General features: G+C 72.3%; 26 protein-coding genes. 10 read left to right on the top strand and 16 right to left on the bottom strand.

Annotation, left to right across the window (positions count from 1 at the left end):
• Positions 1-253: hypothetical protein (locus AB0E83_RS18440; protein WP_362112305.1), on the top strand; the 253-nt coding region annotated here is incomplete at its 5' end.
• 86 nt (positions 254-339) lie between these two features.
• Here AB0E83_RS18440 and AB0E83_RS18435 read toward each other — a convergent pair.
• Complete coding sequence (locus AB0E83_RS18435; protein WP_362112302.1) at positions 340-1,002, bottom strand: DNA-3-methyladenine glycosylase; 663 nt, start codon at positions 1,000-1,002, stop codon at positions 340-342.
• A gap of 87 nt (positions 1,003-1,089) precedes the next feature.
• Between AB0E83_RS18435 and AB0E83_RS18430 the strand changes: the two genes are divergently transcribed.
• The 3 genes from AB0E83_RS18430 to AB0E83_RS18420 all read left to right on the top strand — a co-directional run bounded on the left by AB0E83_RS18430 (position 1,090) and on the right by AB0E83_RS18420 (position 3,109).
• Positions 1,090-1,872, top strand: coding sequence for a sporulation protein (locus tag AB0E83_RS18430; RefSeq protein WP_362112299.1), 783 nt, complete (start codon positions 1,090-1,092; stop codon positions 1,870-1,872).
• Positions 1,873-1,895: 23 nt separating this feature from the next.
• On the top strand, positions 1,896-2,435 hold the full coding sequence (locus tag AB0E83_RS18425) for a YbhB/YbcL family Raf kinase inhibitor-like protein (protein WP_362112296.1): 540 nt from the start codon (positions 1,896-1,898) through the stop codon (positions 2,433-2,435).
• 167 nt (positions 2,436-2,602) lie between these two features.
• Complete coding sequence (locus tag AB0E83_RS18420; RefSeq protein ID WP_031015619.1) at positions 2,603-3,109, top strand: HNH endonuclease; 507 nt, start codon at positions 2,603-2,605, stop codon at positions 3,107-3,109.
• A 60-nt stretch (positions 3,110-3,169) separates the two neighbouring features.
• Here the strand turns inward: AB0E83_RS18420 and AB0E83_RS18415 are convergent, their stop codons facing one another.
• The 4 genes from AB0E83_RS18415 to AB0E83_RS18400 form a co-directional block, all read right to left on the bottom strand.
• Positions 3,170-3,937: a sulfite exporter TauE/SafE family protein gene (locus AB0E83_RS18415; RefSeq protein WP_362112293.1), complete on the bottom strand. Its 768-nt coding sequence runs from the start codon at positions 3,935-3,937 to the stop codon at positions 3,170-3,172.
• 98 nt (positions 3,938-4,035) lie between these two features.
• Entirely contained in the window at positions 4,036-4,977 is a 942-nt protein-coding gene (locus AB0E83_RS18410; protein WP_362112290.1) for an SPFH domain-containing protein, read from the bottom strand.
• 93 nt (positions 4,978-5,070) lie between these two features.
• Positions 5,071-5,499 (bottom strand): NfeD family protein, encoded by a 429-nt coding sequence (locus AB0E83_RS18405; RefSeq protein WP_362112288.1) that lies wholly within the window; start codon positions 5,497-5,499, stop codon positions 5,071-5,073.
• Positions 5,500-5,596: 97 nt separating this feature from the next.
• Positions 5,597-6,388, bottom strand: coding sequence for an ABC transporter ATP-binding protein (locus AB0E83_RS18400; RefSeq protein WP_362112285.1), 792 nt, complete (start codon positions 6,386-6,388; stop codon positions 5,597-5,599).
• A gap of 144 nt (positions 6,389-6,532) precedes the next feature.
• Here AB0E83_RS18400 and AB0E83_RS18395 point away from each other — a divergent pair, with 144 nt between their 5' ends.
• A complete protein-coding gene (locus AB0E83_RS18395; RefSeq protein ID WP_362112283.1) occupies positions 6,533-7,324 on the top strand; it encodes a hypothetical protein in 792 nt (263 codons plus the stop codon).
• 195 nt (positions 7,325-7,519) lie between these two features.
• Here the strand turns inward: AB0E83_RS18395 and AB0E83_RS18390 are convergent, their stop codons facing one another.
• The 3 genes from AB0E83_RS18390 to AB0E83_RS18380 form a co-directional block, all read right to left on the bottom strand.
• Positions 7,520-7,762, bottom strand: coding sequence for a chaplin (locus AB0E83_RS18390; RefSeq protein WP_043219578.1), 243 nt, complete (start codon positions 7,760-7,762; stop codon positions 7,520-7,522).
• A 154-nt stretch (positions 7,763-7,916) separates the two neighbouring features.
• Positions 7,917-8,561, bottom strand: a complete 645-nt coding sequence (locus AB0E83_RS18385) for a response regulator transcription factor (protein WP_362112279.1) — start codon at positions 8,559-8,561, stop codon at positions 7,917-7,919.
• Positions 8,554-9,699 (bottom strand): GAF domain-containing sensor histidine kinase, encoded by a 1,146-nt coding sequence (locus AB0E83_RS18380; RefSeq protein ID WP_362112276.1) that lies wholly within the window; start codon positions 9,697-9,699, stop codon positions 8,554-8,556. Before AB0E83_RS18380 ends, AB0E83_RS18385 begins: the two co-directional genes overlap by 8 nt.
• A 681-nt stretch (positions 9,700-10,380) precedes the next feature.
• Between AB0E83_RS18380 and AB0E83_RS18375 the strand changes: the two genes are divergently transcribed.
• Positions 10,381-11,160 carry a transglycosylase SLT domain-containing protein gene (locus AB0E83_RS18375; RefSeq protein ID WP_362112273.1) on the top strand — a complete coding sequence of 260 codons (780 nt, stop codon included), beginning with the start codon at positions 10,381-10,383 and terminating at the stop codon, positions 11,158-11,160.
• A 72-nt stretch (positions 11,161-11,232) separates the two neighbouring features.
• Here AB0E83_RS18375 and AB0E83_RS18370 read toward each other — a convergent pair whose 3' ends face one another.
• On the bottom strand, positions 11,233-13,803 hold the full coding sequence (locus AB0E83_RS18370) for an FHA domain-containing protein (protein WP_362112270.1): 2,571 nt from the start codon (positions 13,801-13,803) through the stop codon (positions 11,233-11,235).
• Between the two features lie 385 nt (positions 13,804-14,188).
• On the opposite strand from AB0E83_RS18370, the gene serB reads away from it, so the two are divergent.
• Complete coding sequence (gene serB / locus AB0E83_RS18365) at positions 14,189-15,427, top strand: phosphoserine phosphatase SerB (protein ID WP_362112267.1); 1,239 nt, start codon at positions 14,189-14,191, stop codon at positions 15,425-15,427.
• Positions 15,428-15,531: 104 nt separating this feature from the next.
• Here the strand turns inward: serB and AB0E83_RS18360 are convergent, their stop codons facing one another.
• The 4 genes from AB0E83_RS18360 to AB0E83_RS18345 all read right to left on the bottom strand — a co-directional run bounded on the left by AB0E83_RS18360 (position 15,532) and on the right by AB0E83_RS18345 (position 18,008).
• A complete protein-coding gene (locus tag AB0E83_RS18360) occupies positions 15,532-16,050 on the bottom strand; it encodes a histidine phosphatase family protein (protein WP_362112265.1) in 519 nt (172 codons plus the stop codon).
• 35 nt (positions 16,051-16,085) lie between these two features.
• On the bottom strand, positions 16,086-16,289 hold the full coding sequence (locus tag AB0E83_RS18355; RefSeq protein WP_362112262.1) for a hypothetical protein: 204 nt from the start codon (positions 16,287-16,289) through the stop codon (positions 16,086-16,088).
• 262 nt (positions 16,290-16,551) lie between these two features.
• On the bottom strand, positions 16,552-16,668 hold the full coding sequence (locus AB0E83_RS18350) for an SGM_5486 family transporter-associated protein (protein ID WP_277349137.1): 117 nt from the start codon (positions 16,666-16,668) through the stop codon (positions 16,552-16,554).
• Positions 16,669-16,685: 17 nt separating this feature from the next.
• The gene (locus AB0E83_RS18345) at positions 16,686-18,008 is read right to left on the bottom strand and encodes an MFS transporter (protein WP_362112259.1); all 1,323 of its coding nucleotides are present in this window, start codon (positions 18,006-18,008) and stop codon (positions 16,686-16,688) included.
• A gap of 80 nt (positions 18,009-18,088) precedes the next feature.
• On the opposite strand from AB0E83_RS18345, the gene AB0E83_RS18340 reads away from it, so the two are divergent.
• Entirely contained in the window at positions 18,089-18,790 is a 702-nt protein-coding gene (locus AB0E83_RS18340; RefSeq protein WP_362112256.1) for an FCD domain-containing protein, read from the top strand.
• On the opposite strand, the gene AB0E83_RS18335 is transcribed toward AB0E83_RS18340, so the two are convergent.
• The 3 genes from AB0E83_RS18335 to fabG form a co-directional block, all read right to left on the bottom strand.
• Positions 18,738-19,145 carry a hypothetical protein gene (locus AB0E83_RS18335; protein WP_362112252.1) on the bottom strand — a complete coding sequence of 136 codons (408 nt, stop codon included), beginning with the start codon at positions 19,143-19,145 and terminating at the stop codon, positions 18,738-18,740. The two genes, AB0E83_RS18340 and AB0E83_RS18335, sit on opposite strands and share 53 nt — an antisense overlap.
• A gap of 170 nt (positions 19,146-19,315) precedes the next feature.
• Positions 19,316-20,089 (bottom strand): enoyl-ACP reductase FabI, encoded by a 774-nt coding sequence (fabI, locus tag AB0E83_RS18330; protein WP_362112249.1) that lies wholly within the window; start codon positions 20,087-20,089, stop codon positions 19,316-19,318.
• Between the two features lie 2 nt (positions 20,090-20,091).
• A complete protein-coding gene (gene fabG / locus AB0E83_RS18325) occupies positions 20,092-20,808 on the bottom strand; it encodes a 3-oxoacyl-[acyl-carrier-protein] reductase (protein WP_362112247.1) in 717 nt (238 codons plus the stop codon).
• Between the two features lie 186 nt (positions 20,809-20,994).
• Here fabG and AB0E83_RS18320 point away from each other — a divergent pair, with 186 nt between their 5' ends.
• Together AB0E83_RS18320 and AB0E83_RS18315 are read left to right on the top strand one after the other, a co-directional pair.
• Positions 20,995-22,527: a TldD/PmbA family protein gene (locus AB0E83_RS18320; RefSeq protein WP_362112244.1), complete on the top strand. Its 1,533-nt coding sequence runs from the start codon at positions 20,995-20,997 to the stop codon at positions 22,525-22,527.
• Positions 22,524-23,927 (top strand): metallopeptidase TldD-related protein, encoded by a 1,404-nt coding sequence (locus AB0E83_RS18315; RefSeq protein ID WP_362112242.1) that lies wholly within the window; start codon positions 22,524-22,526, stop codon positions 23,925-23,927. Before AB0E83_RS18320 ends, AB0E83_RS18315 begins: the two co-directional genes overlap by 4 nt.
• Positions 23,928-23,931: the final 4 nt, after the last annotated feature.

The following is a 23,931-nucleotide window of genomic DNA, read 5'->3' as shown; positions in this document are numbered from 1 at the left end:
GGCGTTGATTTTTGGCACGCTGTTGAGTTCTCAAGGTGCGGACGCTTCCTTCGGTCCCGATTTCCGCGGGCCCTCCGGGCGCTTCCTTCGTTTCCAACCTTACCAGATCCTTTTCCGTTCCGTTTCCGGTTCGGATTTCGTTTCCGGTGGCCTGTTGGCTGCCTTTGCCTTTCGGCGTGTCCACTACTTTAGCCGATTTCCCGGGCGGCTCATAATCGAGCCTTTCGAAACGAATTTCGGCATGCCGAAATAGGCCCCGTGGGAAGTCTTCGTGGTGAGTGGATGGCCGCTCTCGGGGTGCTCGAACAAGCACCACCTTCTCAAGCGGCTCGGGCTACATTACGCGTCTGCCCTGGCCGGGTCAAGTCGGCGCTTCCGGGGCGTGTGGGGACGGTAGGGACTGACCGTGGGGTCCTCGGCGATCCAGAAGCGCCAGGGGTGCGGGGCGCCGTCGCCGCCGACGCCCGTGCGGGGGCCCGTACGGATCCGGGAAGGGGGCGGCGGGGTGCCGGTGAGGACGGCGAGCGGGGCGTCGGGGCCGGCGCAGGCGTCGGCGCCGTTGAGGGAGCCGGGGACGTCGAGGGCGGTGGCGAGGCGGGCCGGGCCCTTCGCCAGTTCCGCGTCCTTGCGGGCCGAGCGGCGGCGGGGGCGGGCCAGCTCGGCACCGTGGAGGATCTCGCCCGCTCGGAGCAGTACACCGCCGGCCTCGCCCTCGGGGCCGCAGACCAGGTTCAGGCAGTGCCACATGCCGTAGGTGAAGTAGACGTAGGCGTGTCCCGGCGGGCCGAACATGACGGCGTTGCGGGCCGTGCGGCCGCGGAAGGCGTGCGAGCCGGGGTCGATCGCGCCGGCGTACGCCTCCACCTCGGTGAGTCTCAGTTCGATCCGTCCCTCCTCCGACGTGCGGACGAGGGTGCGGCCCAGGAGGTCGGGGGCGACCTCCAGGACGGGGCGGTCGAAGAAGCTCCTGGGGAGCGGCGTACGGTCGGGGGTCTCGCTCATGGCGTCCGAGGGTAACGGCGAACGCCGCGGAACCCGCTACGGTCGTCGCGCGTATGTAGGGGACAGGAACGAGAAGGAGAGAGTGCGATGGGATTCAAGAAGCTGCTCGCGAGCCTGGGTGCCGGCGGGGCGACCGTGGAGACGGTGCTCACCGAGGAGAACGTGGTCCCGGGCGGTGTCGTCCAGGGCGAGGTCCGGATCCAGGGCGGCAACGTCGACCAGCAGATCGAGGGGCTCTCCGTCGGGCTCCAGGCGCGCGTCGAGGTCGAGGGCGGCGACCAGGAGCACAAGCAGGACATCGAGTTCGTGAAGGTGCGGCTCGGCGGGGCCTTCGAGGTGAAGGCCGGCGCGACGCACGTGGTGCCGTTCGGGCTGGAGATCCCCTGGGAGACCCCGATCAACACCATCGCCGGGCAGCGGCTGCACGGCATGGAGATCGGCGTGAAGACCGAGCTGGAGATCGCGCGGGCGGTCGACTCGGGCGACCTCGACCCGATCAACGTGCACCCGCTGCCGGCGCAGCAGGCCATCCTCGACGCCTTCGTCCAGCTGGGCTTCCGCTTCAAGAGCGCGGACATGGAGCGCGGACACATCCGCGGCACCCGCCAGCGGCTGCCCTTCTACCAGGAGATCGAGTTCTACGCGCCGCAGCAGTACCGCGGCCTGAACCAGGTCGAGGTCAGCTTCGTCGCGGACGACCGCGAGATGGACGTCGTCCTGGAGATGGACAAGAAGCCGGGGCTGTTCACCGAGGGCAGCGACTCCTTCCGCGCGTTCAAGGTGGGTCTCGACGACTACCGGGGCACGGACTGGAACGCTTACCTCAACCAGTGGCTCGCCGAGGTCGGCGGCCGTCGCAACTGGATGTAGTGCGAGCGATTCGGAGGTTCGACATGTCCGAGGGGCAGAGGGCACCGCTCCCCCACGCCTTCCACCCGCCGGTGGCCGGGTTCACCGTCACGAGCGACGACGTGGCGCCCGGCGGGGTGCTGAAGGACGCTCAGGTGTACGCGGAGGGGAACGTCTCCCCGCAGCTGCGCTGGGAGGGGTTCCCGGCGGAGACCAAGAGCTTCGCCGTGACCTGTTTCGATCCGGACGCGCCGACGGGCAGCGGGTTCTGGCACTGGGTGCTCTTCGACATCCCGGCGTCGGTGACCGAGCTGCCCGCCGGGGCCGGTTCGGGCTCCTTCGAGGGGCTGCCGGCCGGCGCGGTGCACGCGCGCAACGACTACGGGTCGAAGGAGTTCGGCGGGGCCGCCCCGCCGGCCGGGGACCCGGCGCACCGGTACGTGTTCACGGTGTACGCGGTGGACACGGAGAAGCTGGGGCCGGATTCCGACGCCTCGCCGGCCGCGGTCGGGTTCAACCTGCGCTTCCACACGCTGGGCCGGGCCCAGTTGGTCGGTGAGTACGCGGCTCCCGCGGCAGGCTGATCGTTCGCTTGTTGTTTGCCCGCTTCTGGTCTTGGAGAGATCAGAAGCGGGCATCTTTTGTTGCGCACGAAATTGCGTTGTCCGACCCCGGCCGGCCCGGCCATCGTTTGATCCAAGCCCGAGAGCCCTATGGGGGGGGCCGGGCCGGCACAACGGGAGGTGGGCACATGCGGGACACGCTGGTACTGAACGCGAGCTTCGAGCCGCTTTCGACGGTCACACTCAACCGTGCGGTGGTGCTTGTCCTTCAGGACAAGGCCGTCGTGGAGCAGTCCCACCCCGATCTGCGGGTGCGTGCCGCCGCCGTCGACCTGCCGGTGCCCCGGGTGATCAGGCTCTGCCGTTTCGTCCGGGTGCCGTTCCGAAGACAGGCCCCGTGGTCGAGGAGGGGGGTGCTGGTCAGGGACCAGCACCGGTGCGCGTACTGCGGGAGGCGCGCGACGACCGTGGACCACGTGGTGCCGCGGGCGCAGGGTGGTGGGGACAGTTGGCTGAATACGGTCGCTTCCTGCGCGGAGGACAACCACCGCAAGGCGGACCGGACGCCGGAGCAGGCGGGGATGCCGCTGCTCTTCGAGCCGTTCGTGCCGACGCCGGCGGACGCGATGCTGCTGGCGATGCGGGCCGGTGAGCGGTCGGAGCTGCCGGAGTGGCTGGCCCGTACCGCCGCCTGATCCGTACGGAGCCGTGAGGGCCCGCCCCCGGTGAGGGGCGGGCCCTCCGGCGTACCGGGGTCACTTCAGGGTCAGCTGGAGGATGGCGACGACGCCGACGGCGATGATCACGCCGCGCAGGACGGCCGGCTTGAGGCGGCGGCCGACCTTGGCGCCGATCTGGCCGCCGAGGGTGGAGCCGACGGCGATGAGGAGGACGGCGGTCCAGTCGAACTCGGCGACGAAGAGGAAGAAGACGGCGGCGACGCCGTTGACGAGGGCGCCGAGGATGTTCTTGACCGCGTTGATCCGCTGGAGGTCGTCGTGGAGGAGCAGGCCCATGAGGGAGAGGTAGAGGACTCCCTGGGCGGCGCCGAAGTAGCCGCCGTACATGCTGGCGAGGGTGAGGCCGACGAGAAGGGCGGGGCCGCCGTCGGGATGGGCCTCGGTGCCGGTCGCCTCGCGGCGGCGCTGGACGGCGGCGGCGATGCGGGGCTGGAAGAGGACGAGGATCAGGGCCAGTCCGATGAGGACGGGGACGATCGCGTCGAAGGCCTCGGAGGGGAGGGCGAGGAGGAGGACCGCGCCGATGAGGCCGCCGACCAGGGCGGCGGCGCCGAGGCGGAGCACCCGGCGGGTCTGGCCCTTGAGTTCGCGGCGGTAGCCGATGGCCCCGCTGATGGAGCCGGGGACGAGGCCGAGAGCGTTGGAGACGTTCGCGGTGATCGGCGGCAGCCCGGTCGCGAGGAGGACCGGGAACGTGATCAGCGTCCCCGATCCGACGATGGTGTTGATGGCGCCGGCGCCGATGCCGGCGGCGAAGACCGCCAGGGCTTCCCAGATGGACAAAGCCGTTTCCTCACATGGTCAGTGGCTCGCCTCCCCGCCCTGCGTGCGGCAAGGGTCGAGGGGCTCGCACCGATCATGCACGGAATTACGTGTACGTGTCAGTCAACGGTGGGTTCTTCTCGCCTGGCGGACGGGACGTCCTTGGTGAAGGAGGGGGCGGGGGCGCCGGGGCCCATGTTGCCGAGGGCGCCGGAGAGGCCCTTGAGGGCGTCGCCGATCTCGCTGGGGACGATCCAGAGCTTGTTGGCGTCGCCCTCGGCGATCTTCGGGAGCATCTGGAGGTACTGGTACGAGAGGAGCTTCTGGTCCGGGTCGCCGGCGTGGATGGCCTCGAAGACGGTGCGGACGGCCTGGGCCTCGCCCTCGGCGCGGAGGGCCGCGGCCTGGGACTCGCCCTCGGCGCGCAGGATCGCGGACTGCTTCTCGCCCTCGGCGCGCAGGATCTCGGACTGGCGGATGCCCTCGGCCTTGAGGATCTCGGCGCGCTTGTCGCGGTCGGCGCGCATCTGCTTCTCCATCGAGTCCTGGATGGAGGTCGGGGGCTCGATGGCCTTGAGCTCGACGCGGTTGACGCGGATGCCCCACTTGCCGGTGGCCTCGTCGAGGACGCCGCGGAGGGCGGCGTTGATGTCCTCGCGGGAGGTGAGGGTCCGCTCCAGGTCCATGCCGCCGATGATGTTGCGCAGCGTGGTGACGGTGAGCTGCTCGATGGCCTGGATGTAGCTGGCGACCTCGTAGGTGGCGGCCCGGGCGTCGGTCACCTGGTAGTAGATGACGGTGTCGATGTTGACGACCAGGTTGTCCTGGGTGATCACCGGCTGGGGCGGGAAGGGGACGACCTGCTCGCGGAGGTCGATGCGGTTGCGGATCGTGTCGATGAACGGGACGACGATGTTGAGGCCGGCGTTGAGGGTGCGGGTGTAGCGGCCGAAGCGCTCCACGATCGCGGCGCTGGCCTGCGGGATGACCTGGATCGTCTTGATCAGGGCGATGAAGACGAGCACCACCAGAATGATCAGGACGATGATGACTGCTGACATCGTGTTCCCCGTGCCCTTCGCTGCCGGTTGTCTGCCGGGTTTCTTCCGATGATCGAGTTTCCCAGACGCCGGGGCGTCATGGGCGGGCTTCGGTCAGATGACGACGGCGGTCGCTCCTTCGATCTCGACGACGTCGACCTCGTCGCCCGGTTCGAAGACGCGGGTGGCGTCGAGGGAGCGGGCGGACCAGATCTCGCCCGCGAGCTTGATGCGGCCGCCCTCGGCGTCGACCCGTTCCACGACGCGGGCCTGACGGCCCTTCAGGGCGTCGATGCCGGTGGCGAGTTCGGGGCCGCCGGCGCGGTGGCGGGCGGCGATCGGGCGGACGACGGCGATGAGCGCGACGGAGACGGCCACGAAGACGATCACCTGGGCGACGACGCCGAAACCGAGGGCGGCGGTGACCGCTCCGGCGACCGCGCCGACGGCGAACATGCCGAACTCCGGCATCGCGGTCAGGACCAGGGGGATGCCGAGCCCCACCGCGCCGATCAGCCACCAGATCCATGCGTCGATGTCCACGCGGTCATGGTAGGGCGGGTGGGGCCGTACGGAACAGGGCGCGGTGCGGTGCCGTGGCTGTGCGGGTCACGGCGGTTCAGGGCCCTGCGGGGCGGGACTACGCGAGGGGCAGGCCCTGGGCGGTCCAGCGGTCGCCGACGCGCTCGACGACGAGCGGGAGGCCGAAGCAGAGGGAGAGGTTGCGGGAGGTGAGCTCGGTCTCCATCGGGCCGGCCGCGAGCACCTTGCCCTGACGGATCATCAGGACGTGGGTGAAGCCGGGGGGGATCTCCTCGACGTGGTGGGTGACCATGATCATGGAGGGGGCGTACGGGTCCCGGGCCAGGCGGCCGAGGCGGCGGACCAGGTCCTCGCGGCCGCCGAGGTCGAGGCCGGCGGCGGGCTCGTCGAGGAGGAGGAGCTCGGGGTCGGTCATCATCGCGCGGGCGATCAGGGTGCGCTTGCGCTCGCCCTCGGAGAGGGTGCCGAACCGGCGGTCCAGGTACTCGTTCATGCCGAGGCGGTCGAGGAAGGCCTTGGCGCGGGCCTCGTCGACCGGGTCGTAGTCCTCGTGCCAGGTGGCGGTCATGCCGTACGCGGCGGTGAGGACGGTCTCGAGGACCGTCTGGCGCTTGGGCAGCTTCTCCGCCATGGCGATGCCGGCCATGCCGATGCGGGGGCGCAGCTCGAAGACGTCGACGCGGCCGAGGCGCTCGCCGAGGATGGTGGCGGTGCCGGTGGACGGGTGGAGGTAGCTGGAGGCGACGTTGAGGAGGGTGGTCTTGCCGGCGCCGTTGGGGCCGAGGATGACCCAGCGCTCTCCTTCCTTGACCGACCAGGAGACTCCGTCCACCAGAGCGCGTCCGTCGCGGACCACGGATACGTCCACCAGCTCCAGTACATCGCTCATGAGCGCGTTGTCTCCCCTTGCCGTCGAGTCGTGTCGGCTCGTGTCGTCGCCTTGGGCCGCGGGCGCGGCGTCCACGGGAAAACCTACGTCATCGGCGGGGCGGGCCGGTCCCTAGGGCGTCCTTCGGGTCCCTACTCTGGGGGGATGCTTTCGGAACCACGTTCAGGACGCCTGGCCGCCTGGGGCAATGCCCTGCTGGCCGGGGCGGTGTCGCCGGACGACGCGGCGCTGGCGATTGTCGGGGAGGACGCGGTGCACCGCGTGGCGGGGCTGCCGGGTGAGGCGGGTCCGGTGGGGCTGACGCTGGCGCTGGGGCGGCTGCGGCGGCTCGGGGTGACCGGGTGGCGGGTGGCGCTGCCGGCGCCGGGGCATCCGCTGGGGCTGAGCGGTCCGCCGGACTTCAACGCGCGGGCGCTGGCGGCGGAGGAGGCGGTGGTCGGGTACGGGGCGCCGTACGGGCTGGTGCCGGAGGTCTCGGAGGCCGGGCCCGCGGGGGACGTGCACGTGGAGGTGGTGTGGCACTGCCTGGCGGTGCGGGAGGCGCCGCCGGCGGACGTGCCGTCGCTGGGCGAGGCGGAGCGGGAGCTGGCGGAGGCGCTGCGGGACGCGACGGCGGCGCTGACCCGGCTGGACGTGGCGGCCTCGGGTCCGGCGGCGGAGGCGGCGCGCGAGGCGTACCGGGCCCGCGCGGAGGCGGACCGGGAGGTCCTGGCCCCCGGTTACCCGCCGCGCGCGGTCCGCGTCCTGGAGCTGGCCCGGCGGATCGGCCTGATGGTGGACCTGGCGTACGGCAACGGTCACGGCGGCGCGGTGAGCGCGTCCGAAATGGCGGCGCGGGGGGCGGTGCTGGCGCCGGTGGAGCGGGTCGCGCGGAGGGCGCAGGTCGCGGCGTACAACGCGTGGGTGGAGGAACGGGAGCGGGAGCGGGGGTACTGAGTCCGCGGCCGGCGGGTCGCCCGTGGGGGCGGGGCCGGTGCGGGGCCCGTGTGCGCTCGGGTGCCGTTTCCCGGGGGCGTACGGGGTTCCTGCCGGTCCTCCCCCGGTCCTGGCTGGGGGCGCGCCCGCCCGCGAGGGGCTCGGGACATGGGCCGGCCCCCGGGGGGGTCTTCCGGGGGCCGGGGGTTCGGCGGGTCAGCCGTTGAGGGCGTGGTTGCCGAAGGCGGGGTTGAGCAGGCCGATCACGTTGACCGTGTTGCCGGAGACGTTCACGGGGACGTGGACCGGGACCTGCACCAGGTTGCCGGAGGCGACACCCGGGGAGTTGAGGGCCTTGCCGTCGGCCTCGGCTCCGTGGGCGGAGGCGACACCGGCACCGGCGGCGACGATGCCACCGGCGACCATGGTGAGGGCAGCGGCCTTCTTGAGGTTCTTCACTTGGTATTTCCTCCTGGTCATCGCTGCGGCCGGTCCGCCGCAGCACGCCTTGGAGAACGCCGTCGGCTCCTTCTGGTTGCGCCGAACGGGGGATGTGCACCCGACGGTATGACCTTCTGAACGGGCGTGCGCCCCGGCGTGTGAAGGGGGCGTATCAGGTGGTGAGGCCGTGGCGGACCGCCCAGAGCGCGGCCTGGGTGCGGTCGGCGAGGTCGAGCTTCATGAGGATGTTGGAGACGTGGGTCTTCACCGTCTTCTCGGAGAGCACAAGGGCCCGGGCGATCTCGCGGTTGGAGCGGCCGTCGGCGATGAGGCCGAGGACCTCGCGCTCGCGCTCGGTGAGGGTGGTGCCCCGTCCCGTACCGCCCGGGGAGTCCTCCTGGGCGAGGAGGGCGCCGGCGACCTCGGGTTCGAGGAGGACGTGGCCGGCGTGGACGGAGCGGATGGCGCCGGCGAGGGCGTCGGGGTCGATGTCCTTGTAGACGTACCCGGAGGCGCCGGCGCGCAGGGCGGGGACGACGGTGCGCTGCTCGATGAAGCTGGTGACGATCAGGACCCTGGCCGGGTTGTCGAGGGCCCGCAGCCGCTTGAGGGCCTCGATGCCGTCGGTGCCGGGCATCTTGACGTCCATGAGGACGACGTCGGGGCGGAGCTCCTCCGCGCGGGCGACGCCCTCGGCGCCGTCGGCGGCCTCGCCGACGACCTCTATGTCGTCCTGGACCTCCAGGAAGGTGCGCAGGCCGCGGCGGACGACCTGGTGGTCGTCGACCAGGAGCACGCGGATGGGCTTGTCAGCCACCGGGGACCTCCATCTCGATCGTGGTGCCCTCGCCGGGGGCGGAGGTCACGGTGAGGGCGCCGCCGGCTCCGGCGGCTCGGTCGCGCATGGACACCAGGCCGAGGTGGCGGCCGGCGCTGCGGACCGCCTTCGGGTCGAAGCCGCGGCCGTCGTCGGTGACGGTGAGGCGGGCGCCCTGGCCGTGCCGGGCGAGGGTGACGGTGACCAGCGCGGCGCCGGAGTGGCGCAGCGCGTTGTGCAGGGCCTCCTGGGCGACCCGGAGGACGGCCTCCTCCTGGGCGGCGGGCAGCGCGCGGACGCCGGGGCTGTCGAAGACGACCCGGGCGGTGTGGGCGCGGTCGAGGACCTGGACCTGGGTGCGCAGGGTGTGGACGAGGCCGTCCTCGTCCAGGGCCGCCGGGCGGAGCTCGACGACGGCGGCGCGCAGCTCGTCGGCGGCCTCGGCGGCGAGGACGGCGACCTGCTGGAGCTCGCCCTTGGCGCGGGCGGGGTCGCGGTCGACGAGGGCGGCGGCGGCCTGGGCGGTGAGCCGGAGGGAGAAGAGCTTCTGGCTGACGGCGTCGTGCAGCTCGTGGGCGAGCCGGGAGCGCTCCTCGGCGATGGTGAGCTCGCGGCTGCGCTCGTAGAGGCGGGCGTTGGTGAGGGCGATGGCGGCGTGCTGGGCCAGGATGCCGAGGAGTTCCTCGTCCTCGGCGGTGAAGCCGCAGCTCCCCTCCGGCTTGGGACAGCGCTTGTTGGCGAGGAAGAGGGCGCCCAGGGTCTCGTCGCCGTCCCGGACGGGCAGGCCGAGGAAGTCGGAGAGCTCGGGGTGGGCGTCGGGCCAGCCGCCGAAGCGGGGGTCCTCGCGGACGTCGGCGAGCCGCTCGGGCTCGGCCTTGCGGAGCATCGCGGCGAGGACGCCGTGCTGCCGGGGCAGCGGGCCGATGGCCCGCCACTGCTCGTCGCTGACGCCGTCGACGACGAACTGCGCGAAGCCACCGTGGTCGTCCGGGACGCCGAGGGCCGCGTACTCGGCGTCGAGGAGTTCGCGGGCGGAGGCCACGATCGTCTTGAGGACGTCGCGGACCTCCATCTGCCTGCTCATCGCCAGGAGGGCGCTGCTCACGGCGGCGAGGCCGGAGCTCGGTCGGTGGCTCATGGTGCCACCGTACCGGCGGGGTGTGACGGTCCGTATGGGGCTGTGGACGGCGTGGGGGCGGGCCGCGGGACCTAGGTCGAAGGGCCTCCGCCGTGGGGGTGCCTCCCTGAGTGGGGCGCCCCTGGGCGACGGGCCGAGGGGAGCAAGGGGAGCACGCGCGCGTGCGCGAGGGCCGGCGGCGGGGCGGGCGGGGCGGGCGGCGGTCCGGGCGGGCTGGGTGCCGGGGCGTGGGGTGGCCGGGTGCCGGCCCGAACGGGGCGTGGGATGGCCGGGCGGCGGCCCGGCGGGGCGTGGGGCCTAGTGGGGCGTGGGGCCTGGTGGGGCTTCGGGAGGAGTTTTCCGGGGGTGCTCTCCTCCTGGGGGCGGAGAAGGGTCACCGTGTGCATTGCTGCCGCAACGGCTGGTGAGTTCGTTACGGGGCCGATGTGAGCCCGCGCATAGGACGCAGGTCACTTACGAGGCTGCTTAGTGGAGGCTTTCGGGCGGGTTCAGGGCGGGGCGAAACGGACCTGAAGCCATGTCTCGGGCACGTACACGGGTCCCTGATCCACTAGCCGGGATAGTACGTCACACCTTTGCCACGAGATTTTGCGGCCGCTAAGAATTGCCCCCGTCGCCGCCGAGCAGGCGCAGCGCCGCCCCGGCCCAGCGACCCCCAGCGATTCGAAGAGGTAGTCCTGCATGTCTCAGAACACCCCTGGCCACAGTCGTGGTCTGAAGAAGACCCACAAGGCCACGATCGCCGGCGTCGCCGCCCTGGGCGCAGCCGCTCTGACGCTCTCCCTCGTGCCGGGCAACGGCTCCACGGAGACCGAGCCGCAGGCGCTGCACACCAGCCAGAAGGTCGCCTGGTCCTACGACGCGGGCAGCCCGCAGGCGAAGGCGCTGGCCGCGAGCGTGACCGACCAGCACACCACCATCGGCCTGAAGGCCCAGCAGGACGCGGCGAAGGCGAAGGCCCAGGCCGCGGCCAAGGCCGCGAAGGCGAAGGCCGAGGCGAAGGCGAAGGCGAAGGCCGACGCGGCCGCGAAGAAGCGGGCCGCCCAGGCGAAGGCCGCGGCGAAGGCGAAGGCCGACGCGAAGAAGCGCGCCGCGAAGAAGACGGCCGCGAGCCGTTCCGTCACCCGGACCCCGGTCTTCGCGAACAACCTCGACGGCTGGATCCGCGAGGCGCTCTACATCATGGACAAGCACAACATCCCGGGCACCTACCACGGGCTGCACAAGAACATCATGCGCGAGTCCAGCGGCAACCCGTACGCGATCAACAACTGGGACATCAACGCCCGCAACGGCGTGCCGTCCAAGGGTCTGCTCCAGGTCATCTACCCGACCTTCAAGGCCTACCACGTGAAGGGCACCAAGTTCGACCAGTACGACCCGGTCGCCAACATCGTCGCCGCCGCCAACTACGCGGCCGACCGCTACGGCTCGATCGACAACGTCAACAGCGCGTACTGATCCGGTCGCGCGACGCCGGAGGGCGGCACCCCACGATCGGGGTGCCGCCCTCCGGGCGTGGTTCCGGGGCCGTTACTTGCGCATGACCTCGGGCTCGTGGCGGCGCAGCAGACGGGCGACCGCGATGCCGAGGACCGTGGTCATGAAGAGCAGCACGCCGACGTTGAAGCCCCACTGGCCGGCGCTGTGCTCCCACAGCGGGTCCAGGTCGGTGGGGTTCTTCGGGTCCCACGGCGCCATGAGGTGGGCGAGGTCGAGCGTGGTGCCGGCGCCGGCGATGGCCCAGCGGGACGGCATGAGCCAGGCGAACTGCTCCAGGCCGGGCGAGCCGAACACCTTGAAGAGGATGCCGGTGAAGACGACCTGGACGATCGCGAACATGACGAGCAGCGGCATGGTCTTCTCTGCGGTCTTCACCAGCGAGGAGATGACCAGGCCGACCATCATCGAGGTCAGGCCGAGCGCGATGACGGTGAGGCAGAGCTCGACGGCCGGCGGCATGAGCAGGCCCTCGGCGGGCAGGTCGCGGATGGCGAAGCCGATGGCGCAGAGGATGACGCCCTGGAAGGCCGTGATGACGCCGAGGACGATGACCTTGGACATCAGGTAGGCGGAGCGGGAGAGGCCGGTGGCGCGCTCCCGTTCGTAGATGACCCGTTCCTTGATCAGTTCTCGGACGGAGTTGGCGGCTCCGGAGAAGCACATGCCGACCGTGAGGATCAGCATGATGATGCCGGCGTCGCCGTTGAAGCGGGCCGGCGGCGTGGGCGGGGCGAGGCCGAAGTCGGCGGGGATGACGACGGAGACCGAGCCGATGACCGCCGGGAGGATCACCATGAGGGCGAGGAAGCCCTTGTCGGAGGCGATCACCGAGGTGTAGCGGCGGATCAGGGTCCACAGCTGGGAGCCCCAGCCCTGCGGCTTGGGCGGGCGGGACATCGCCTGCTGCGGCACGTGGACGGGCTGGGCGGCGACGGCGTCGATGTCGGCGGCGTACAGCTGGTAGTGCTGCGAGCCCTTCCAGCGGCCGGCCCAGTCGTAGTCGCGGTAGTTCTCGAAGGCCGAGAAGACGTCGGCCCAGGAGGAGTAGCCGAAGAAGTTCAGCGCCTCGTCCGGCGGGCCGAAGTACGCCACGGAGCCGCCGGGCGCCATCACGAGGAGCTTGTCGCACAGGGCGAGCTCGGCGACGGAGTGGGTGACGACGAGGACCGTGCGGCCGTCGTCGGCGAGGCCGCGGAGCAGCTGCATGACGTCGCGGTCCATGCCCGGGTCGAGGCCGGAGGTCGGCTCGTCGAGGAAGATCAGCGACGGCTTTGTCAGCAGCTCCAGGGCGACCGAGACGCGCTTGCGCTGGCCGCCGGAGAGGGAGGTGACCTTCTTCTCCTTGTGGATGTCGAGCTTGAGCTCGCGCAGCACCTCGTCGATGCGGTCGGCGCGCTCGCGCTCGCTGGTGTCCGCGGGGAAGCGGAGCTTGGCCGCGTACTTGAGCGCCTTCTGGACGGTCAGCTCCTTGTGCAGGATGTCGTCCTGCGGGACCAGACCGACGCGCTGGCGCAGCTCGGCGAACTGCTTGTAGAGGCTGCGGTTGTCGTAGAGGACGTCGCCCTCGTTGGCGGGCCGGTAGCCGGTGAGCGCCTTGAGGAGGGTCGACTTGCCGGAGCCGGAGGGGCCGATGACGCCGATGAGCGACTTCTCGGGGACGCCGAAGGAGACGTCCTTGAGGATCTGCTTGCCGCCGTCGACGGTGACCGTGAGGTGGCGGGCCGAGAAGGAGACCGAGCCGGTGTCGACGAACTCTTCGAGCTGGCCGCCGACGATCCGGAAGGTGGAGTGGCCGACGCCGACGATGTCCTGCGGGCCGAGGAGGGCGGTGCCGCCCTTGGGGATCGGCTGGCCGTTGACGTAGGTGCCGTTGTGCGAGCCGAGGTCGCGGATCTCCATGCGGCCGTCGGGCGTGGCGTGGAACTCGGCGTGGTGGCGCGAGACCTGGAGGTCGGAGACGACCAGTTCGTTCTCGAGCGCGCGGCCGATGCGCATCACGTGGCCGAGGGCGAGCTGGTGGAAGGTGGTCGGGCTGCGGTCCGAGTAGGCCGACGACGCCCCCGCGGCGCCGCTGGTCTTCTGGGCCAACTGCTCCACCGGACCGGGCCCCTGGTGGGGCACCTGCGGCGGGACCTGGCCGCCGTGCTGCGGGGCGGGCTGCTGCCAGCCGCCCTGCTGGGGCGGGGCGGCGGCCCACCCGGCCTGCGCGGGGGGCTGCGCCGGGGCGCCGCCCTGGTGGGCGTGGGCCTGCTGGGCGTGGGCCTGCTGCGCGGGCTGGGCCGGGACCTGTCCCGCGTGCGCGGCGGAGAGGTTCAGGCGCGGGCCGTCCGTCGGGTTGCCGAGGTGGACGGCGGTGCCGGGGCCGATCTCCAGCTGCTGGATCCGCTGCCCCCCGACGAAGGAGCCGTTGGTGGAGCCGTGGTCCTCGATGACCCAGCTCCGGCCGTTCCAGCTGATCGTGGCGTGCCGCCACGAGACCCTGGCGTCGTCGATGACCAGGTCCCCCTGGGGATCCCGGCCCAGGGTGTACGACCGGGACGGCTCGAGCGTCCAGGTCCTGCCGTTGAGTTCGAGTACGAGTTCTGGCACTCCATGCCCCACTGTGTGTCCCCCGATGCGCCCCCGTCTCGGGGGCCAGGGATGGCGAATCATCCTGGGGAACTATTTCAGGCCGGGTCCCGGATCCGAAAGTCGGGCGGCGTGAAGACCCGAGGGAGGGCTGGAAGGGGCGCCCGGCCGGGGAGCGGGGGCGGGCGGGGCGGGAGCGGAGAGCCGCCGGGCCGGGGGTGGGGAGCTGCCGGGCGGGGGTGGGAAGCCGCCGGGTGGGGACAGGGAGCCGCCGGGGCCGGGCGGGAACGGAAAGTCGCCAGGTGGGGACGGGGAGCCACCGTCCGGGGCGGGGAGCCGTCGGGTGGGGCCGGTCGGGTGTCCGGTACGCGGGACGGGGGGCCGGGGCGCGGCGGGTGCCCGATACGGTGGGAGCACCATGAGCGCATCGCAGACTCCGGACGTGCCCGCCGTTCCGCCCGCGGACGTCCCCACGCTTCTCGTCAAGATCTTCGGGAAGGACCGTCCCGGGATCACCGCCGGTCTCTTCGACACCCTGGCCGCCTTCTCCGTGGACGTCGTCGACATCGAGCAGGTCGTCTCGCGCGGCCGGCTCGTCCTGTGCGCGCTCGTCACCGAGCCGACCGTCGCCACCCAGGGCGAGCTGCGCGCCACCGTGCACAGCTGGGCCGAGTCCCTGAAGCTCCAGGCCGAGATCATCTCGGGCATCGGCGACAACCGGCCGCGCGGCGAGGGCCGCTCGCACGTGACCGTGCTCGGGCACCCGCTGACGGCCGAGCAGACGGCGGCCATAACGGCCAGGATCGCCGGGTCGGGCGGCAACATCGACCGCATCTTCCGGCTGGCGAAGTACCCGGTGACGGCGGTGGAGTTCGCGGTCTCGGGGTGTGCGACGGAGGCGCTGCGGACGGCGCTGGCCACCGAGGCGCACACCATCGGCGTGGACGTGGCCGTGGTCTCGGCCGGGCTGCACCGGCGGGCCCAGCGGCTCGTCGTGATGGACGTGGACTCGACGCTGATCCAGGACGAGGTCATCGAGCTGTTCGCGGCGCACGCCGGGTGCGAGGAGAAGGTCGCCGAGGTGACGGCGGCGGCGATGCGCGGCGAGCTGGACTTCGAGCAGTCGCTGCACGCGCGCGTGGCGCTGCTGGAGGGCCTGGACGCCTCGGTGGTGGACAAGGTGCGGGCCGAGGTGCGGCTCACGCCGGGGGCGCGGACCCTGATCCGGACCCTGAAGCGGCTCGGCTACCAGGTGGGGGTCGTCTCGGGCGGCTTCACCCAGGTCACCGACGATCTGAAGGAGCGGCTCGGGCTGGACTTCGCCCAGGCCAACACCCTGGAGATCGTGGACGGGAAGCTCACCGGCCGGGTGACGGGCGAGATCGTGGACCGGGCGGGCAAGGCGCGGCTGCTGCGCCGGTTCGCCGCGGAGGCCGGGGTGCCGCTGGCGCAGACGGTGGCGATCGGCGACGGCGCCAACGACCTGGACATGCTGAACGCGGCGGGGCTCGGGGTGGCGTTCAACGCGAAGCCGGTGGTGCGCGAGGCGGCCCACACGGCGGTGAACGTGCCGTTCCTCGACACGGTCCTGTACCTGCTGGGGATCACCCGCGAGGAGGTCGAGGCGGCGGACGGCGGCGAGGAGCTGCTGCACTGAGCCCGCGGGCCCGTGGAGCCCGTACGCGGAGGGGCCCGGCCGTCGTGAGGACGGCCGGGCCCCTCCGCGTGCGGGTGCGCCGGTCGGGCGTGCGGGTGCGCCGGTCAGGCGTGCGGGCTCCAGAACTCGACCAGGCGGGCGACGCCGTGCTCGACCGACTTCCAGCCGCCGGTGAAGGTGAGGACGGCGAAGGCGGAGGTCGGGTAGCCGCTGCGGTTCATGCGGGCGAGGGCGTCCCCCTCGGCCTCGCCGGCGAGGGCGTCGGCCAGGGCGTGCATGCCGGGGTTGTGGCCGACGAGGAGGACGTCGTTCACGTCCTCCGGGAGCTCGTTGAGGAGGGCGATGAGCTCGCCGAGGGACGCCTCGTAGATCCGCTCCTCGTAGACGGTCCGGGGGCGCTCGGGCAGTTCGTGGACGGCGAGCTTCCAGGTCTCACGGGTGCGCGCCGCGGTCGAGCAGAGGGCCAGGTCGAAGGCGATGCCCGTCTGGGCGAGCCGGCGGCCCGCCACGGGCGCGTCCTTGCGGCCGCGCTCGGCGAGCGGGCGTTCGTGGTCGGTCTCCTGGCCCCAGTCTGCCTTCGCGTGCCGGAGCAGCACGATCCTGCGGATTGTTTCGACGCTCATGGTCCACAGCTTGGCACGGATCCGCCCGTCCTGACTCAGAGAGCGAGGGTTTGCCCGATCCGCTGGACGAACCGGCCGATGCCGTCGTCCCCGCCGGTGGCGGCGGCCTCGCCGGGGCCGGTGACGAGCAGCAGGAGGACGGTGAAGGCGGCCACCGGGAGGGCGAGGGCCCACCAGGGCAGCCGGGTGTCGACGCCGGCGGGCGTGGTCCGGTCGCCGGTGCGGGTGAGGGCCGTCATGACCGCCTCCGTGGTGGAGTCCCGGGCGAGGCGCCGGGGAGAGGGTGGGCACCGCGGGATCGCGGTGTGTCTCCACCGTAGGGAGCGCGACGGGCGCGGCCCATCCGGTGATCCACCCACTCGCCCCTGAGACGTTCCCCTAGGGGATGCGGGGGTTGTCCCTACCCCGGCGGGACGTCCCTACCCCGGCGGGACGTCCCCGCCCCGGCGGATCGTCCCCGTTCTGGCGGGTCGTCCCCGCCCCGGGGCGCCGGGGAGGCGGTCACGGGGAGGCGATCGAGGCGATGACGGCGATGACGACCGTGATGCCGAGCATCGCGCCGAGCACGACGAGCAGCTTCTTCTGGCCGCCCTGGGGATTGGGTTCGAGAACGGGCATGGGCCCAGTCTCGCATCTCAGGATTCGTCCTCGACCGTCCGGTCCCGTCCGGCGAGGGTGCCCACGATCATCTGCGGGATCATCAGGCCGCCCATGAGGGCGATCGGCACGCCCCAGCCGCCGCTGTGCTGGTAGAGCACGCCGACGAGGAGGGGGCCGGGGATGGAGATGAGGTAGCCGACGCTCTGGGCGAAGGCGGAGAGGCGGACGACGCCGGCGCCGGTGCGCGAGCGCATGCCGATCATGGTGAGGGCGAGCGGGAAGGAGCAGTTGGAGACGCCGAGGAGCACCGCCCAGACCCAGGCGCCGCCGGCCGGGGCGAGGAGGAGGCCGGTGTAGCCGACGAGGCCGCAGGTGCCGAGGGCGACGACGATCGGGCCCTGGTGGCGCATCCGGGTGGCGAGGCGCGGGATGACGAAGGCGAGGGGGACGCCCATGACCATGGTGACCGCGAGCAGGACGCCCGCCGTGGAGGCGGGGACGCCGGCGTCGCGGAAGATCTGCGGCATCCAGCCCATGGTGATGTACGCGCCGGTGGCCTGGAGGCCGAAGAAGCAGGCGAGGGCCCAGGCGGTGCGGCTGCGGAACATCGGGCGGGGGGCGGCCTGGGCCGCCGGGGCGGCGGAGGTTTCCGCGGCGGTCCCGCCGGCCGGGGCGCCCGGCTCCGTACGGGCGGTGCCGGCGCGGTCCCTGACGAGCGGGAGCCAGGGCAGGACGGCGAGGGCGGCGATCACGGCCCAGACGCCGAGGCCGAGGCGCCAGTCGCCGCCGAGCGCGTCGGTGACGGGGACGGTGAGGGCGGCGGCGAGCGAGGTGCCGAGCGCGAGGGCCATGGAGTACAGGCCGGTCATGCTGCCGATGCGGTCGGGGAAGTACCGCTTGACGATCACCGGCATGAGGACGTTGCTGACGGCGATGCCCATGAGGGCCAGGGCGCTGGCGGCCAGGAAGGCGGCGGTGCCGGTCGCGAAGGGGCGCAGCAGCAGGCCGGTGAAGACGGCGGCCATGCCGGCGCAGACGACGGCGGCGGGGCCGAAGCGGCGGGCGAGGCGCGGGGCGGTGATGCCGAAGATCGCGAAGCAGAGCGGCGGTACGGAGGTGAGGACGCCGGCCACGGTGCCGCTCATGTGGAGGTCGGCGCTGACCTCTTCGAGGAGGGCGCCGAGGCTGGTGATCGCGGGGCGCAGGTTGAGCGCGGCGAGGACGAGCCCGACGGAGACGAGGCCGAGGGTCCAGCGGGGGGCGCGGGTGCCCTCCGGGGCGGCGGGGGCGGGGTGTTCCGGGGTGGGGGCCGGCCGGGTCGCGGCGGCGGGGTCGAGGGTCTTCGGCTCGTCTGACATGGAGCCATCATAGAATCATGGGATGATTGGTTGTCCAATCTCGAACATTTCCTCCGACCCCTGCGGAAGGTGAGTCCCCCATGGCCCTCGGCCACCCCCGGCGCACCGGTCTGACCGACCAGGTGATCGCCGAGCTGCGGAACCAGATCACCTCCGGCGAGTGGCCGGTCGGTTCGCGGATCCCGACCGAACCCGAGCTGGTCGAGCAGCTGGGCGTGGCCCGCAACACGGTCCGCGAGGCGGTCCGGGCCCTCGCCCACAACGGGCTGCTCGACATCCGGCAGGGTTCGGGCACGTACGTGGCGGCGACGAGCGAGCTGGCCGGGGTGATGCACCGGCGGTTCGCGGGCTCCGACCCGCGGCACGTGGCCGAGCTGCGCTCCACGCTGGAATCGGCCGCCGCGCGGTTCGCGGCGCTGCGCCGCTCCGAGCGGGACCTCAAGCAGCTGGACGCGCTGCTGGTCCGGCGCGAGGAGGCGTGGGACTCGGGGGACGCGGAGCGGTTCGTGACGGTGGACGCGGCCTTCCACCACGCGGTGGTGGCGGCCTCCGGCAACGACGTGCTGACGGAGCTCTACGCGGACCTGGGCGATCTCCTGCGGGAGTGGCTGCGCGGGGACGTGGGGCAGGTGCTGCGGCCGGAGAACCACATGGACCACGCGCGCCTGGTGGACGCGATCCGCGACGGGGACGCGGAGCGGGCGGCGGAGGAGGCGGCCGGCTATCCGTTCATGTGCCTGGGCGGCCGGAAGGAGCAGGAGCCGCCGCCGGTTCGTGGGTGATCCAGGCGGCGCGGACCCGCTTCCAGCAGCGGGCGGTGAGGGTCGCGTGGTCGGCGGGGAGGACGTCCACGGGCGCGCTGTCGGCGTCCACGTCCCACCAGGGGTCGCACTCGACGTGCAGCCGTATGCGGTCGGGCCGCGGGTAGGTGTTCCGGCAGTGGGCGGTGACCCGGGTGCCCTCGACGACGGTGTGGCAGGAGGCTCCGAAGTCCTCCGGCGCGCCGGCGGACGGGACGGTCGCGGTGATCTCCTCGGCGGGGGCGGGGGCCGCGTGGACCTCCGCGGCGACGGCGGTCCCAAGGAGCAGGGCGGCGACCGAGGCGTGGGCGGCGAAGCCGCGGTGGAGCGCGCGCATGCCCGTACCTCCTCCCCGTGAGTAGCCGGAACGACACGCTCCGACCAGTCTGCGGTGATCCGCCGGACTTTTCGAGTCGGGGCCCCGGGAGCCCGGAAACGGCCCGGGCCGGGCGCGCGGTCCCGTGGGGGACGCGCACCCGGCCCGGGCCGGAGCGGTACGCGGGGCGGTCAGGCGCCGATCGCGTGCAGACCGCCGTCGACGTGGACGATCTCGCCGGTGGTCTTCGGGAACCAGTCGGAGAGCAGCGCGACGATCGCGCGGCCGGCCGGCTCCGGGTCGGAGAGGTCCCACTCCAGCGGGGAGCGGCTGTCCCAGACCTTCGCCAGCTCGCCGAAGCCCGGGATGGACTTCGCGGCCATGGAGCCGAGCGGGCCGGCCGAGACCAGGTTGCAGCGGATGTTCTGCTTGCCCAGGTCGCGGGCCATGTAGCGGCTGGTGGCCTCCAGGGCGGCCTTGGCCGGGCCCATCCAGTCGTACTGCGGCCAGGCGAACTTGGCGTCGAAGGTGAGGCCGACGACCGAGCCGCCCTCGCTCATCAGCGGCAGCAGCGCCATCGTCAGGGACTTCAGGGAGAAGGCCGAGACGTGCATGGCGGTGGAGACGGACTCGAACGGCGTGTTGAGGAAGTTGCCGCCGAGCGCGTCCTGCGGCGCGAAGCCGATGGAGTGCACGACGCCGTCGATGCGGTCGCCGAGGTGCTCGCGGACCTGGCCCTCCAGGCGGGCGAGGTGCTCGTCGTCGGAGACGTCGAGCTCCAAGACCTTCACGTCCGGGTTCGGGAGCTTCTTGGCGATGCGCTCGGTCAGCGACGGCCGGGGCCAGGCGGTGAGGATGATCTCCGCGCCCTGCTCCTGGGCCAGCTTCGCGGCGTGGAAGGCGATGGAGGACTCCATCAGCACACCGGTGATGAGGATCTTCTTGCCCTCGAGGATTCCAGCCATGATCAGTGACCCATTCCCAGTCCGCCGTCAACCGGGATGACGGCTCCAGTGATGTACGAGGCGTCGTCGGAGGCGAGGAACCGCACGGCGGCGGCGATCTCCGCCGGCTGCGCGTAGCGGCCGAGCGGGACCTGCGACACGATGCCCGCGCGCTGCTCGTCGGTGAGCACGGCGGTCATGTCGGTGTCGACGAAGCCGGGCGCGACGACGTTGAAGGTGATGTTCCGCGAGCCGAGCTCACGGGCGAGCGAGCGGGCGAAGCCCACCAGACCGGCCTTGGAGGCGGCGTAGTTGGCCTGGCCGGCGGAGCCGAGCAGACCGACGACCGACGAGATCAGGACGACGCGGCCCTTCTTGGCGCGGAGCATGCCGCGGTTGGCGCGCTTCACGACGCGGAAGGTGCCGGTGAGGTTGGTGTCGAGGACGGACGTGAAGTCCTCCTCGGACATGCGCATGAGGAGCTGGTCCTTGGTCACGCCGGCGTTGGCCACGAGGACCTCGACCGGGCCGTGCTTCTCCTCGATCTCCTTGTACGCCTGCTCCACCTGCTCGGCGTCGGTGATGTCGCACTTGACGGCGAGGAAGCCCAGCTTCTCGAGTTCCGCCGGGTCGCCCGAGCGGTACGTGATCGCGACCTTGTCGCCCGCCTCGGCGAACGCGCGGGCGATGGCGAGGCCGATGCCCCGGTTTCCTCCGGTGACGAGAACCGAGCGGCTCAACGGATCACCCTTTCGATCAGCGGTCTGGTACGTCGAAAACCTATCGGTCCGTTCCGCGATCCGCGGAATCGGGCCCTGACAGTGGCGTACGGATGTCACTGTCGGGTCCCTACAGAAAACTCTGGGCATCCCGGCCCGGAGCGCGACATGATCGGGGCGACCGGTCGTACACGTCAGGAGACATCAGTGCCAACTGGGGCCCATTCCATCGACCCGGCCTTCACGGCCCTTCCGCTGAGGGCGCTGGCCGACGCGGCGCTCGCGCGGGCGCGGGCGCTCGGCGCCGAGCACGCGGACTTCCGCCTCGAAAGGGTCCGCAGCGCCGCGTGGCGGCTGCGGGACGCCAGGTCGGCGGGGTCGTCGGACACCACCGACCTCGGGTACGCCGTGCGGGTGGTGCACGGCGGGGCCTGGGGGTTCGCCTCCGGGGTCGATCTGACCATGGACGGGGCGGCGAAGGTCGCCTCGCAGGCGGTGGCCATGGCCAAGCTGTCGGCGCAGGTCATCGCCGCGGCCGGGTCGGACGAGAGGGTGGAGCTGGCGGCGGAGCCGGTGCACGCGGACAAGGTGTGGATCTCCTCGTACGAGATCGACCCGTTCTCCGTGCCGGCCGAGGAGAAGAGCGCGCTGCTCGCCGACTGGTCGGCGCGGCTGCTGCGGGCCGACGGGGTGGCGCACGTGGACGCCTCGCTGCTCACGGTCTTCGAGAACAAGTTCTACGCGGACACGGCGGGCACCGTCACCACCCAGCAGCGGGTGCGGCTCCACCCGGAGCTGACGGCGGTCGCCGTGGACGGCACCACCGGCGAGTTCGACTCGATGCGGACGATCGCGCCGCCGGTCGGCCGGGGCTGGGAGTACCTGACCGGCACCGGCTGGGACTGGGACAAGGAGCTGGAGGAGATCCCGGAGCTGCTCGCCGAGAAGATGCGGGCGCCGAGCGTCGAGGCCGGCCGGTACGACCTGGTCGTCGACCCGTCCAACCTGTGGCTGACGATCCACGAGTCCATCGGCCACGCCACCGAGCTGGACCGGGCGCTAGGGTACGAGGCGGCGTACGCGGGGACCTCCTTCGCCACCTTCGACCAGCTGGGCAAGCTGGCGTACGGCTCCTCGGTGATGAACGTGACCGGTGACCGGACGGCCGAGCACGGGCTCGCGACGATCGGGTACGACGACGAGGGCGTCGAGGCGCAGTCCTGGGACCTGGTGAAGGACGGCACGCTCGTCGGCTACCAGCTGGACCGGCGGATCGCGAAGCTCACCGGCCTCGGGCGGTCCAACGGCTGCGCCTTCGCGGACTCCCCCGCGCACGTGCCGGTGCAGCGGATGGCGAACGTCTCGCTCCGGCCGGACCCGGGCGGCCTGTCCACGGAGGACCTGATCGGGGGCGTGGAGCGGGGCATCTACGTGGTCGGCGACCGGTCCTGGTCGATCGACATGCAGCGGTACAACTTCCAGTTCACCGGGCAGCGCTTCTTCCGCATCGAGAACGGCCGGCTGGCCGGGCAGCTGCGGGACGTGGCGTACCAGGCCACCACCACCGACTTCTGGGGCTCGATGGAGCAGGTCGGCGGCCCGCAGACCTACGTCCTCGGCGGTGCCTTCAACTGCGGCAAGGCCCAGCCGGGCCAGGTCGCGGCCGTCTCCCACGGCTGCCCCTCCGCCCTCTTCCGGGGCGTCAACATTCTGAACACGACGCAGGAGGCCGGTCGATGAGCCGCGTCAGCAAGCCGTACGAGATCGTCGAGCGGGCGCTGGAGCTGTCCCGCGCGGACGGGTGCGTCGTCATCGCGGACGAGGAGTCCTCGGCCAACCTGCGGTGGGCGGGCAACGCGCTCACCACCAACGGCGTGACCCGGGGCCGTACCCTCACCGTGATCGCCACCGTGGACGGCGCCGAGGGCACCGCCTCCGGGGTGGTCTCCCGCTCCGCGGTGACCGCGGAGGACCTGGAGCCGCTGGTGCGGGCCGCCGAGGCGGCGGCGCGGGCGGCCGGGCCGGCCGAGGACGCGCAGCCGCTGGTGGAGGGCGTGCCGTCCTCCCCCGACTTCGCCGACGCGCCCGCCGAGACCTCCTCCGCCGTCTTCGCGGACTTCGCGCCGGCGCTCGGCGAGGCCTTCGCACGCGCGCGTGCGGGCGGCCGTGAGCTGTACGGCTTCGCCCGCCACGAGCTGACCTCCACCTACCTGGGCACGTCGACCGGGCTGCGGCTGCGGCACGACCAGCCCACCGGCGCCCTGGAGATCAACGCCAAGTCGCCGGCGACCGCCGAGGGCCACGCCCGCTCCGCCTGGGCCGGGTGCTCCACCCGGGACTTCAAGGACGTCGACCCGGCCGCGCTCGACGCGGAGCTGGCCGTCCGGCTGGGCTGGGCCGAGCGGCGGATCGAGCTGCCGGCCGGGCGGTACGAGACGCTGCTGCCGCCGACCGCCGTGGCCGACCTGCTGATCTACCAGCTGTGGTCGTCGATGGCCCGGGACGCGGTGGAGGGCCGTACGGTCTTCTCCCGGCCCGGCGGCGGCACCCGGCTCGGCGAGACCCTCTCGCCGCTGCCGCTGACCCTGCGCAGCGACCCGAACGAGCCGGGCCTGGAGTCCGCGCCGTTCGTGATCGCGCACGCCTCCGGCGACGACGAGTCGGTCTTCGACAACGGGCTGCCGGTCGCGCCGGTGGAGTGGATGCGGGCGGGCACGCTGAACCGGCTCATCGCCACCCGGCACGCGGCGGGCCTCACCGGGCTGCCGGTGGCGCCGGGGGTGGGGAACCTGATCCTGGACGGCGGCGGCAGCCGCTCGCTGGAGGAGATGGTGGCGGCGACCGAGCGCGGTCTGCTGCTGACCTGCCTGTGGTACATCCGGGAGGTCGACCCGGCGACGCTGCTGCTCACCGGGCTGACCCGGGACGGCGTCTACCTCGTCGAGAACGGCGAGGTGGTCGGCGAGGTCAACAACTTCCGGTTCAACGAGTCGCCGGTGGACCTGCTGTCGCGGGCCACCGAGGCGGGCCGGACGGAGCGGACCCTGCCCCGCGAGTGGAGCGACTGGTTCACCCGGGCCGCGATGCCCGCGCTGCGGGTGCCGGACTTCAACATGAGCTCGGTCAGCAAGGGCGTCTGACCCG

Origin of the sequence: Streptomyces sp. NPDC035033 (assembly GCF_040636735.1) — a bacterium.
Taxonomy (GTDB): domain Bacteria; phylum Actinomycetota; class Actinomycetes; order Streptomycetales; family Streptomycetaceae; genus Streptomyces.
This window is presented reverse-complemented; position numbering and strand designations above follow the sequence as displayed.